Below are 12,927 nucleotides of genomic sequence, written 5' to 3' on the forward strand. Positions count from 1 at the left end.
CCATGATCGCGGTCCGCGATTGACTCTCCAGGCGGCCGGTAGGCTCGTCAGCGAGCAGTAGTTTCGGCTTGCGCACGAGCGCGCGAGCGATCGCCACACGCTGCATGTCGCCCCCGTTGAGCTGGTGCGGCAAGGCATGCACCTCCTCGAGGCCGACTCTGTCGAGCGCCTCGAGCGCCCGGGCGCGCCGGCGATCTTCTCGTGCGAAGACCATCGGCAACTCCACGTTCTCCACCGCCGTCAACGTCGGGATGAGGTAGAACAACTGGAAGATGAACCCGACGTGGTCGCGCCGGAAGCCAACCAACTCCCTTTCCGGCATGCCGGTGACTTCGGTGCCGCAGATGCGAATGCTGCCCTTCGTGGGGGTGTCCAGGCATCCGACCTGGTTGAGGAATGTCGTCTTGCCCGAGCCTGAGCGACCGACGATGCCCAGCATCTCGCTGCGCTGCAGGGTCAGGCTCATGCCCGCGAGTGCGTGGATCGACTCCGCGCCCCGGCGGTAACTCCGCCACACGTCAAGCGCTTCGACAACCGGTACTTGCATTGCAGTCTCCTATCTCTTCACGATCCGTCCTTCACGCAGATCAACGATCTCGTCCACTCGTGCGGCCAACTCGCAATCGTGGGTGGCCAACACGATCGTCAGCCCGTCCCGGTTCAGATCGCGAAACAGCTCGAAGATGCCGTCGCGAGTCTGCGTGTCCACGTTTCCGGTCGGCTCATCCGCGAGCAGAAGGCGCGGGCGATTGATGAGCGCCCGCGCGATGGCCACGCGCTGCATCTCGCCGCCGGACAATTCCGCCGGACGATGACGCAGCCGATGGCCGAGCCCCACGCGCTCCAGCAGTTCGACGGCGTAGGCCCGGTCGGTCCTCCCCGACCACAGCAGCGGCATCTGCACGTTCTCCAGCGCCGACAGCGTCGGCACGAGGAAGAACTCGGTGAAGATGAAGCCGATGTTCTCTCGACGCAGCCGATCGCGCTCTCCCTCGGACAGGCGCACCGTGCCGTTGTCCGCGACGACGCTGGAGGCGACGCGCAGGCTGCCGGCGGTGGGCACGTCCATCAAGCCGAGCAGATTCAGCAAGGTCGTCTTCCCAGCTCCGCTCGGCCCGAGCACGCAGTAGAAACCGCGTGGCTCGAACGCGACGGAGACGTCGCGCAAGGCGTGAATCGCCTCAGCGCCCCGGCGGTACACTTTGCCGAGCGCCGTCGCCTCCGCTACCGGCTCGACCATTGCTTGCGTCATGACGGCTGCCGCTTCGGACATCATGGTGCTCCTTTCAGTTCGCCCCCCGGATGGCCTCGATGGGCTTCACCGCGCTCGCGCGCCAGGCCGGGTAGAACCCCGCCGCCACGCCCAGCGCGATGGACAATCCGATGCACGTGAGGATGATGGCCGGCGAGACGCCGATCAGCGTGGACGCCGGCAGGGCCGAAAACTGCGATGCCAGCGCCCTGCGCAGGAACCACTCAATCCCCCGCGCGCTCACCACCGCTGCGGCGACGCCCAACAGCCCACCCACCGCGCAGACTACTACGGTCTCCGTCCAGATCAGCGCGAAGACGTCCCGCGGGCTCGCGCCGATGGCTTTCATCATGCCGATCTCTTTTGTGCGCTCGAACACCGCCATCAGGATGGTATTGAGCACTCCCACCGCGCCGATCGCAATGGCGACGACGACGATGGCCAGCACGAAGACCTTCGTCACCTGCATGAGCTGCGAAGCGTTATTGAGCAGTTCCGAGAGCGGAAAGATGTTCATGTTGCCGCCCAGCGCGCGCAGGTTCTGCGTCACCCGCTCGAGGCTTGCCGCATCCACCCGCTCCGCGCGCACCAGAACGACCACGATCTTCCCCGACAGCTCGAACAGCTCTTGCAGCGTGTGCAGCGGCATGAAGATGAACCCGTCGTCTTGAGTTCCGGTGCGCTGCAGCACGCCGACGACCCGCAGGTCGGCATCATGCTTGCCGGCGGCTCGCCCTCCCGCATCCTGGCGCAGCGCGAAAGAGTCGCCGGCTCCCAGACCCAACTTGTCGGCAATGCTCGCGCCGAGGATGACCTCGCGTGCCTTCGGGTCGCTGAACGTCGCCCCGGCGACCTGCCACTTGGGCCTGAGCTTGCCGTAGTCCTCGGTGATCCCGAGGAAGATCTTGCTGTCCTTCGCTGCCGTGTCGATGATGGCGTCCATCAGTACGGGCGCCGCCTGGCTCACGCCGGGGGTGGATGCGATGCCGTCGAAGTAGCTCTCCTCCATGTAGCGCGGCCACTTGCCGCCGTGGAGCACGATGGTCGCCGCCTCGTAGGGACAGCCCTTGGGGACGACCATGATGTGCGCGCCGAGTTGGTTCAACTCTCCGTTGAGGCCTTTCTCGTAGCCGCGCTGGAATTCGAGCAGGGAGTAGAGCACGGCAACCGCGACGCCGATTCCCACCAGCGCGAGCACGGTGCGGACTTTGCGCCGCAGCAGGTTCTTCACAGCGAGTCGCAGATACTCCATCGGGGCGTCTCCTATTCCGTCCGCAGTGCCTCGATCGGCTCCTGGCGGCTCGCGCGGAAGGCCGGATAGACCCCGGCGAGCAACCCGATGCCGAGCACGAACAGCAGCGTCATTACCACGATTCGGGGATCGAAGGCGGCGAGCCGGCTGTGGGTGTTGACCGTCACGAACTTAACGCTCGACAACGCCGCGACGACGACTCTCTCCATGACGCCGGCGCCGCCGATCGCCAACAGCAACCCCGTCACTCCGCCGACCGCGGTCATCACGACCGTTTCGAGCCAGATCAGGGAGAACACGTGCGCCTTGCTCGCGCCGGTCGCTCGCATGACACCGATCTCCCGCGTGCGCTCGAACACCGACATCAGCACCGTGTTGAGCACGCCCATCGCCGAGATCGCGATCGCGATCACGACGATGGCCATCACCAGCATCCTCGCCGACTCCAGCATCCGTTGTTGGGTGCCGAGCAGCTCGGACATCGTAATCACCTCAACGCCCTCGACACGCTGTATCGCCTGGCCGATCGCGCCCGCCTGCGCGGGATCCTCCAGTCGCATCGCAACCGTCGTCACCTTCCCTGGCTGCTTGAAGATCTGCTGGGCGAGCTTGATCGGGACGAAGAAGAAGCCGTCGTCCTGGGTTCCCGTCGGCTCCAGGATGCCGATGATCCTGAGCGGACGGTTGAGTTCGGGCACCCACAACTCCTGACCCGTCACGAACGGATCGGTCTGCTGGTTGATCACCAATTCCGTTACCGCCGCATCCGAGCCAAGGACGACTGCGTCATCCTGGTCGGCGGCGAACCACTTCCCGCCCGGCTTCAGCGTCCACCAGTTCTTCAACTGAATCGTCCGTTCGTCCATGCCGTAGTAGATATCCGTGCGGTCCTCGTGGACGACCGCCGACATGAAGCCCGGGGCGAGAATCTGTATGCCGGGAATGCGCTCGATCTGCGCGACTACATCCTCGCCGAAATACGCCGGGGGAGTGCCGCCCTTGAGCAGTAGCGATGCCGCCTCGAACGGACACCCCGGCGGCACCACCAGAATGTGCACCCCCATCTGCTGCAACTGCTGCTTCAGGGAGGCGGAGTATCCGCGGTTGAACGACAGCAGAGTGTACAGCACGGCCACCGCCACCGCAATCGAGACAATGGTTAGCCCCGTGCGCACTTTGCGCTGCGTCAGGTTGCGCCAGGCCAAACGTAGGAATGACATAGCTTTCGCCTCTCGTCTTCGCGCCGCGCCCGCCGCGGAGAGTTGGTGCGGCAGGAAGCAGCCTACCAACTCTCCGCACGAGCGTTCGCGCTTCCTCAGTGCAACTCAGAGCCCTGCGCGGCGATCTGTAGCTCGCCGCTCTCGGTCTTCACTATCTTGCCAGTGGTGCGGATGGACTTGCCTTCCTGATGCAGCGGCAAGGCGAATCCGCCGCCGAAGCTGTCCGCGCGAATCTCCCCGGTCGCGTCTTTGATGTACCACCAGCAGCCGCTGCTGGGGCACTCCTTGGTCAACTCGCCGTCCACCGTCACCGTCTGCCCGACGTGTTCATCGGGCGCTTGCACGATGTCGCCGATGGCGGTGACCTCCGTGCCCGTCGACTGGCCGAAACGATTGGCTTGCCCCCGCTCGCTCCCGCCCAAGGCATACCAGATGCCCGCGCCGACTATGGCCACGATCGCGATACCTATCACAACACGCTTCATTCTGTCCTCCCTCATTTCTGATTATCAAGCACGTCCCGCACGACGAGGATCTTCTTCACTGAGAAGGCCACGGCGTGACTCGATTTGTCGTAACCGCTGATCGGCCGGATGTCCTTGCCCACCGTCAGCGGATCCTTCGCAGTCTTGCTCTTGAACTGCTCGAGGAATGCCTTCTGGTTGAGGTTGACCGGCTCGCGGTGGCGCTGGACATAGATGCCGACGATCTTGTCGTCCTCGCCGATGCCCACGACCGTCTGCACTGCGCCGTACTTGCCGCGGGCCTGGTGGGTGAGGACGGTGCCGACGACCTTGCCCTGCTGCTTGACTCGGTAGAACTTGAACTCGTTCTCGTCGGGATCGAGCCGAGCGCCGATGCGCTTCTCAATCTCTCGCTGCTGCGCTCTGGAGTACTTCCTCAGCTCGGTGGTGTAGCTGTCCCCGCCGGGGAAGAAGTTCTTGATGTCCCGGTCCGGCTTGAGCCAGACGCATAGCGCCCCAAAGGCGGTGTTGCTCAGCAGGGCTGCCGCGAGGGCGGCGGCCAACATCGGCGCGGCTCGCAACCGGATGGATCGTAGTCGTTTCATGCGCTCCTCCTGATACCGTAGCATGTGTCCGCGGGTGGTGGGTGTGTGGCATCCTGATGTCCCACGGAACGAGATGCACGCCGCGCGGGCGCCGAAAGGCGCACTATCGCCGGGCGAACGCACTAGGGGTGCGAGGCAACGGGCTGAGAGGCGTCGGCACGGCGGACGCGCAGCCTAGCTACGCGGAGGGAGGAGCACGCACGCCCGTGCCCGCTTTGACGAGCAGCACGGGGTGATGTGGGGCAGGTTCTTCGCGTTCTGAGGTGACTTGAAGCCGGACGGGACTTGCGTCGCACGGCGCAATCGCCTGGATACTCTCCGGCTCGCGATCGCGCTGGGAGACTTCAGTCGCCAGCAGCGCAGTCTCCGTTCGGTGGGACGGCGCGGCCAGGCACGCGCAGTCGTGCGGGCCACCGTTCTCCCCTGTGGCGAGATCCGCGCTGGCCCCGGACGGCGCACTACCCGGCTGCTCGCAGCAGCCGCAGCACGCCGGGGCGTTGTGGCTCGCATGCCGGCCCTGATGATCGGGGGTTTCAGCGGAGCAGGCGCCAAAGAACGCCACTCCGCTGAGGATCCAGACCACCGCCAGCACAACAGCCACCACTGACCGTCCGCGCTTCATGTCATTCCTATGATACCGTACGTTTCGCCCTTCGTAAACTGCTTGTGTGCGATTGCCGCGACGTTCCAGGGCCGATTTCGCCGTCCGGCGATCCGCTTGCATCCGCCTCAAGCGCGCGTCAGTCGCTGATGCCGACCCGCCATTCGTCGCTCAGGCACCGCACATCCGGGGCGTACATCGAGTATCCGTTCGTTGGCAGGGCATGGAAGCTGCCGGGGATCTCCGCCCGCAGCCGGTAGCGCACCGCGCGCGTCCCCTGCGGCATGTCGCTGATGAAAGTCGCGACCTTCTCGTCGCGCAGCTCGATATACGGGTACACGCCCGCGCCTTCGCCCGCGCGCGAGCCGCTGCGCACTTCCACCGGCTCACAGCCCGCGGGCTTCATGTCCTCGAACACCAGGTACTCGTAGTCGTTCTTCGCTTCTATGACCAGCTCGACCTCGATCAGATCGCCGCTCCGCAGCCGCGCACCGGAGGCCAGCTCCGCGCGGTCGTAGGCCAACTCCTGCCATGCCCGTCCGCGCTCCTTCTTGTCCACGAGCTTCGGCGTCAGCTTGAAGTACCGCCGCTGCACGAAGATCTCGTTGCCGCCGCCCGTGATGTCCTCCTCGAGCGAGAAGTATCGGAGATACGCTGCATAGTACAGCGTCCCGTTGCCCTTGACGCTGATCGTCAGCTCCTGCGTCCCGTCGCCGACGACCTCGTCGCCGACGATGAACCGGTTGTCGAAGAACAACGCGTTATAGCGGTTGACGCGATAGGTCCGCTGCACCTTGCCGCCGAAGTCCACGGTGACCGTGTAGTCGGGCGCCAGCTCCTGCTTGACCCGCATGAAATCAGCCAGCGCGTACACCGCCATCGCCGTCTCTTTGGTTGACGACCAATGGTTGCCGCGGCGGTTGTTGACCATCCACTTGACGATCATCGGCGCGAGGTCGTCATCCGGCCGGATCGCCATGTACGCGCGCAGGACGGCCGCGTTGGTCTCGACCGGGTTGTCCCACCAGCGGCACCACCACCAGCCGCGCTGCCGCGGCATCCAATTGCACGTGCCGTTGTCGCGGTCGACGTGCGCGGTGTTCTCCAGATTGTCGAGCACCACGCGCGCCTCGTCGAGGGCCCCGATCTGCTTGAGCGCGACCGCGAGCAGGGCCTGCGAATACGGCGTCAGCTTTATCCGGTTGCGGTAGAGGCGATCGAAGATCACCGCGCGCACCTCGTCGTCCACCGCCCCGCGCAGCGTCACAACCGAGCCGATGTAGGCCAGCCGGTGCAGGTTGTCATCTTCCTTCATGTCTTGGAGCAGGTACTGGAACCCGCGTTCCAGGACTTCGTCGCGGATATCCCAGTCGGCCTCACGGGCGGTGAACAGCCCGTAGCAGACATAGGCCGTCATGTAGGGGTCGCTCACATTCGACGGCCACCAGCCCCACCCGCCGTCGCTGTGCTGCTGCGCGTAGATGCGCTGCAGGCCGGCGCGCACCATCCGGGCAAGCCGCTCCGGATCGAAGATCGGCCCCGCGTCGCGCCGCAGGTACATCCGGCTCGCCATCTCCGCGGCATCAAAGCCGCCGGGCATCCCCTTGGGATAGGTGTATCCGCTGTCCGGCTGTGCCTGGCTGCCGGCCGAAGCATCCAACTCCTTGCGGTACGCATCGGCTCGTTTGCGCAGCTCGTCCAGGTCAATGCCGAGGTCGGTCAACGTCCGCGCGACGACCACGGTCGGCAGGAAGCGACTCATCGTCTGCTCGATGCAGCCGTACGGGTAGTCGGCGAGGTAGGGGAGGGCGTCCAATGCGACCGCCCCCAGCGACGGCGTCAGTTGCACGTTCAGCTCGGTCGCCCCGCGCCGGCGTTCCTGCGGGACATCGAGCTGCAAAGTCACGTTGTCCGAACCGGCGACGTCCCGCATCACGCCGCTCTCTGCTTCGAACTTCTCGACGCCGTGCACCAGGGCCGGGAACTGCATCTCGACGGCATCGGATTCCTCGTCGCTCTGCGCCGTCATTCGCACCGTCGCGCTGCCCGAGCGCAGCACGCGTACCACCCAGTCCACGCGCTGCTCGCCGTCCTGCGGGACGGTGATCCAGAGATCGGCCCCGGCGGCAGGCTCTTTCAGCCCGAGGTCGGCGGGGATGTCCTTGACCAGCTCCAACGTCCCGCCGTCCAGTGCGAGCGCCACCTTGACCTGCTTCTCCGACTTCAGGTAGTTGTGGACATTGGCAGACAGGACGACCAGGTCGCGCTCCATGAAGAACCGCGGCGCCTGGAGGCGGACGATAAGATCCTTGCGCGTGACGGCTTCCGCGGTTCCCTCGCCAACCTGGACCTCGGTCGTGAAGCCACGTGCCGTCGCTCGCCAGGTCGTCAGGTTCTCGGGCATAGTGACGGTCACGGTTGCGGTTCCGTCTGCATCGGTCACGACCGCCGGGCTCCAGAACGCTGTGTCGGCGAAGCGCGTTCGCACCTGTGCCGCCGCGAGCGCGGCGCCCGCTTCCCGGTCAGCGCGTTGAGCGGACGGTTCCGCAGACGGCGGAGCAGCCGGGGGCGGCGGCGCTAGCATGGCCCCTGCCTTCCCACCGACTCCTCCGTAAACGGCGTCCGCGGAGTAGTCCGCGAAGTAACCCAGCGGACTCATCTCCTCCAACGCATACGCGCGTACGCCTCCCACAGGCCTTCCGGCAACGCGATGGCGCAGCGAGATCCGCCCACCGCGCAGGCCTGGCGGCCAGTCCTGGAGTTGCCCCATGTCCTCGGGCAAGGTCCACTCGTGCCGCTTGTAGGGCTGCCGCGTCAGGTCGGTGGCCGAAGCGCCCTGGGGCGACCACTGCAATGACCAGTTCTGCGCGATATTGACGTAACGCCGCTCGCCGTAGAAGAAGACGCGGGGATCGGGCGCGTATTCCTTCTGGATGTAGAACAGCGACGCGTCCACCACGCCGATGCTGAGTTCCGCGCGCACCGGCTCGCCGCGCCAGTCCGTGGCCTTCAGCCGGAACGTCGCCTCGTCGTTCGGGCGGTACTCCGCGCGGTCGCTGGTGACGGAGACGTCGAGGAACTGCTTGCCCGGCGGCACGAAGACCTCGGTTCCCGTCTGGTACGCCTGCCACCCGCGCACCATCACGGCGCCAAACCGGAAGTTCGGCATATGATTGGCGCGCATCGGCACTTCGAGCACGCGCGATTTGCCCGTGATCCGCACCACGATCCGCCCGAGGATCTGGTCGCCGGCCTCTTGCGTCAGCAGTACGGTGGCGTCCGGCATGCTGCTCACGATCAGCAGCTTGCACGTCTCCCCTTCGTCATAGGTCTGCCGGTCCGGGACGAGTTGGATGCCGGTCAGCCGAAACGCGGCCTTGTCGAAGTCCGGCCCGTGCACCCAGGTGTATATACTGCTCGTGACCGTCTGCTCCCATGCATCAAGCGCCTCGAACGTGAACCGGTACTGCCCCGCCTCATCCGGCACCCACGAGAAGAACGCGCGGCCCTGGTCATCCGTCGCCACGCCTTCTTCGTGCACCACCGCCTCGACGAGGTCACTGGCGCCGCGCACCACTCGCTCGACGCGAATGCGCCCCTCGACCGCGGTTGGCCTCTCCATCACATCGAGCGTCGCCACCTCCAACTCGATCCGTTCCCCCGCCTGGTAGAAGCCGCGCGTGAGATCCAGGAAGGCGAAGCACTGCTGCTTGCTGACGCGGACCTCGCCGGTGCCCGTGATGGTGCGGCGGCTCTGGTCGGTCACCTCGGCCTCGACGGTGTAGGAGTACGCGCGCGCGTCCGGCCACCGGCCGCCGCCCTCGGTCTCCAGGTCAACCAGCAGTTGGCCCTGCGCATCCGTGCGCCCGGAGCCCTCCTTGACCGCCTCGCCATTTCGGTAGTAGCTCGCGTAGTCGCCCTGGTTCCAGTATCGGAAGAGCCAGTCGTACCGCTGGGGGAAACGATGCCTCGGATAGTAGGGCAGGCGGAACACGCGATACGTGACTTCCGCCCCCACCACCGGCGCGCCGAAATAATAGCGTGCGCTAATCGCCGCCGAAAGGCTTGCGCCGACCCGTGCCTGCTCCGCGGACGGCGTCACCGTCACCTCGAACTCCGGCTTCTTGTACTCCTCGACGCGGAAGCGGTTGCTCCCGCGCTCGGAAATCGGCACGGTGCTCGAGGGAACGCGGACCTGGACCGTATACTCGCCGAGCGGCGCCTCTTCGTTGAGGGCGAAGCTGCCGTTGACCGAGCCGAACTCGCTCGTCGTGAGATTGCCCTCGTGGACCTTCTCTCCCTGCGGATCGAGCACTCTGAGCGCGACGGGCACGTCCGTGGCCGGCTGGTAACGACCGGGCGCGTCGTCATCCTGGTCCGCCGCCGATCTCAACGTCAGCACGGCGCGGAAATGCACGCGCTGATTGGGGCGATACACCGGCCGGTCAGTACACACGTACGCGCGGTACTCGTCGCGGTTCTCGCGCCAGCCGCTGTGGCTCGACAGCGGCCACGTCACGGCGTACCGGTCGCCGACCCAGGCAAGTGCTTCGACGCGGCTGTGGTATACGGCGCGCCCGCGGGTGAGCGGTTTCCCCTTCAGGCCATCCTGGTTCGACTGGCCTCGCTCCACGCTGACGTGTGATTTGTTCTCCTCGTTGTACACCTCGCGGATGACTACATCCGCCCCCTGCACCGGCCGCCCGCTGTCCGCGTCGCACACAAAGACGAGCGCTCGGTCTTTGTCCGCCCTCTGCACGATCGCCAGGTCGGTGAGCAGCACCAGCGCGGCAGCGCGCGCTTTGCCTGATCGTGCCTCGACCGCGTACGCGCCGACTTCCTTCAGCGGCGCCGCTACGCTCTCCCCGAGCAACTTGTGCTCGCCCGTGTCCTGGGTCACGTGAGTCCAGGTCGCGACTTTCTCCCCGCGACGCCAGGAGCCGGTGGGAATGTCGCCAAAAGCAGCGTACCAGCGCTGCCAGGTGAGGCGGGGATTATTCAGGAGCCGTGGCCGCAGCAGAATCCTATCCAGCCGCACGCGATACGCAGTGAACTCCACCGTCTTCACATTGCGTCCGTTGAAGCGGATCGTCGCCTTCTCCCCCGGTCGCGCGGTCTGCGTAGCCAGTCCAATCGCCGGCCACTCGATGTCCTGGATCCGCTCCCGTGCGTCGCTCACCCAAGTGCTGTCCGGCCAACGCTCGATGAGTTCGCGGTAGACCGCGAGCGCCTGCGTGAATTCGTGTTTGCCCTCCAACCAGTTCCCGGTCGTCAGCTGCGCCTGCGCCGCGATGGGATGCTTGGGGTACTCCTTCGGGATCGAGCGGATAATGGCAATTGCATCCAGGTCCTGGTATGGAAACGGGAGCTCGATCCATTCCTTCTTCTCCGAATCGTAGACACGCATCATCTCGCGCATGCGCTGCTGGTAGAACTGGACATAGAGCGCGCGCGCCAGTCGCGCCTGGGGCGCGCGGCGTCCTTTCTCCATCGGCTCGATTTGCTCGTACAGGCCCAGGATGCGCTGCGGCATGGGTTGAGTCGGGTCATATGGCTTCGTGGGCGTGAGCGTCCAATCGTGATCGCGCAGCTTGTTCACCTCGGCGGGGTCAGGCTCTCCGTAGCGCGCGGTAAGCGACGGGCGCTTCTCCCGCTCGAGGGCTATGAGGACCCGGGCGAGGGAAGACAGATCCTCGGAACCAAGCACGTCGGCGAGGTCGAAGTTGAGATCCGCCTCCTCCTTCTCCGCGCGTGGTTGAAGCTGCTCGTAGAGCCGCTTGGCATCCTCGAACGCCGCCACCGCGCCCTCCTGGTCCTCCTTCCAGAGGTTGATCCGCTCCGGCTTCTCGGCGCCTGCGACCCTTGGGTAGTCCTCGCCACGGTACACCCGGTCACCCACGCGATATCCCTGGTGGGGCACAAATACCAGTAGCTGGCCGAGCCAGTAGTGCCCGCGCGCGCCCCACAGGCCGTCCGAATGGGCTTCGATGAAGGTGCGGGTATGCTCCAGCGCGTCGTCCCAGCGCTCCGAACGCCCGAGGCACACCGCGACGCGATACTCGATCTGTGTTTTGCGGTCACCTGCGACGTCGGCCGCGAGGGCCTGCTGATAGCCATCCAAGGCCTTCGCGTAGCTGCGCTCGGCGTAGAAGCGGTCGGCCTCCTCCAGCGTCACATTCCCAGAGGTCAGACGCGCCGCTCCGAAGGCGATGGATGCTGCGACCAGGCACAAGACGAAGACAGCCACCGGACGTTGCTTGAGCATTCTCGTCCCCTCTCTGCGCGGCAAGCTCTAGCAATTGGACTTCTCCTTCGCCGGATTAGTTCCCGCCAATTCCTCACCCCGCCTGTCGGGGTGAATCAGCGCGTGCTCTCCCGATTCGGCGCGGGCTGCGAACGGGAGCCGCGCTTGACCGCCGCTCAGAGCCACTGGTACCATGTGATGCGGGCGGTAAGACGGGTCAGCGAAGCCGGCCTGTCTCGCGAGTATCTCAGCTGCTCCAGGAGGAAGTTGTATGCGATTCGTGTTTCCTGTGGTCGTTGTCTCTGTCGTTGCGTGCCTCTCGTCCCCCCGAGGTATGGCCGCGACCAAGGCGGATGCCGCGAAGACGTCCCCGAGCCCCTCGGTCGGGAAGGTTGCGGCCCGCGCGATCAACCCTCAGGCCAAGCTGCCGAAGTTCAGGGTCATGTCGGTGCAGCAACTGAAGTCGGCGCAGTCAGGGCTCGCCCGCGTCGCAGTGAGAGGCCCCGGGCGGGCGATCGGGGAGATCGCCGGCATGGCCATGGAGCGAGTGGAATCGGGCACGGCGTCTCCCGCCTACGCGTCGGGGAGCGGCGTCGTCCTGCGTCCGCTGCGGCCATACGATGAGGAGTCGGGATCCACGCTGATCCTGCGCGGGGTGGCGTGGAACGAGCGAGTACGTCGGCAGGTGATGGCTGGGGATACGGATGTGAGTTTTTCTCTCGCCCTGGCGTCGCCTTGGCTGACCGGCACCAACGCCTACTTCCAGCGTCTGCCGTCAGGGCCGCACACGTATATACTCACAATCGGCACGACGGCAGCGGTGGACCGAATGCGCGTCCGCGTCGGGGACCGCTTCCTGCTGCCGAGTCAACTGGTCGCCGGCCCAGCGGCGTCGGGGGTGCGCGCGCTGTTCACGTACGAGCCGTCCGGTCCCGACAACTATCTGCTGGTCATCGTCCAGTACCTCCCGGGTGAGGGTACCGAGAGCCACGTGGACTTCCACCACATTCAGCTCGTGCAGCTCGACTAGACCGGCATTGCCTGGATCGCAGCCGCGGACGGCGCCCTCCGACCTGAGCGGATGACCTACCGCCGTCTGTGGGGCATGTGCAGGCCGAACTCGGTGCTCGCGCCGACGGTCGCTGGGCCTACCACAGCGCGGCAGCGGCAGGCACGGCGGGGCGGTCCTTGAGGCTAATCGCGTCGCGCGTGCACGCGGTGCGGCAGATGCCGCACCCATAGCATTCACGCGCCTCGATGAAGCACTCTTCCTGCACCGCCGAGTACCC

Annotated in this window: 8 protein-coding genes; 1 reads left to right on the top strand and 7 read right to left on the bottom strand. The window is 65.8% G+C overall.

Annotated features, from left to right (window positions below; translation table 11 throughout):
- The 7 genes from JSV65_17760 to JSV65_17790 form a co-directional block, all read right to left on the bottom strand.
- A partial coding sequence (locus tag JSV65_17760) for an ABC transporter ATP-binding protein (GenBank protein UCH34349.1) occupies positions 1-547 on the bottom strand: 547 nt, incomplete at its 3' end.
- A gap of 9 nt (positions 548-556) precedes the next feature.
- Complete coding sequence (locus JSV65_17765) at positions 557-1,240, bottom strand: ABC transporter ATP-binding protein (GenBank protein ID UCH36833.1); 684 nt, start codon at positions 1,238-1,240, stop codon at positions 557-559.
- Positions 1,241-1,286: 46 nt separating this feature from the next.
- Positions 1,287-2,504 (bottom strand): ABC transporter permease, encoded by a 1,218-nt coding sequence (locus tag JSV65_17770; protein UCH34350.1) that lies wholly within the window; start codon positions 2,502-2,504, stop codon positions 1,287-1,289.
- 11 nt (positions 2,505-2,515) lie between these two features.
- Positions 2,516-3,724 (bottom strand): ABC transporter permease, encoded by a 1,209-nt coding sequence (locus JSV65_17775; GenBank protein ID UCH34351.1) that lies wholly within the window; start codon positions 3,722-3,724, stop codon positions 2,516-2,518.
- Positions 3,725-3,819: 95 nt separating this feature from the next.
- Entirely contained in the window at positions 3,820-4,209 is a 390-nt protein-coding gene (locus JSV65_17780; protein UCH34352.1) for a hypothetical protein, read from the bottom strand.
- A gap of 11 nt (positions 4,210-4,220) precedes the next feature.
- Positions 4,221-4,793 (bottom strand): hypothetical protein, encoded by a 573-nt coding sequence (locus tag JSV65_17785; protein ID UCH34353.1) that lies wholly within the window; start codon positions 4,791-4,793, stop codon positions 4,221-4,223.
- Between the two features lie 740 nt (positions 4,794-5,533).
- The gene (locus JSV65_17790; GenBank protein UCH34354.1) at positions 5,534-11,659 is read right to left on the bottom strand and encodes a hypothetical protein; all 6,126 of its coding nucleotides are present in this window, start codon (positions 11,657-11,659) and stop codon (positions 5,534-5,536) included.
- 250 nt (positions 11,660-11,909) lie between these two features.
- Between JSV65_17790 and JSV65_17795 the strand changes: the two genes are divergently transcribed.
- A complete protein-coding gene (locus JSV65_17795; GenBank protein ID UCH34355.1) occupies positions 11,910-12,668 on the top strand; it encodes a hypothetical protein in 759 nt (252 codons plus the stop codon).
- Positions 12,669-12,927: the final 259 nt, after the last annotated feature.

The sequence above is a fragment of the Armatimonadota bacterium genome (assembly GCA_020354555.1).
GTDB lineage: Bacteria > Armatimonadota > Hebobacteria.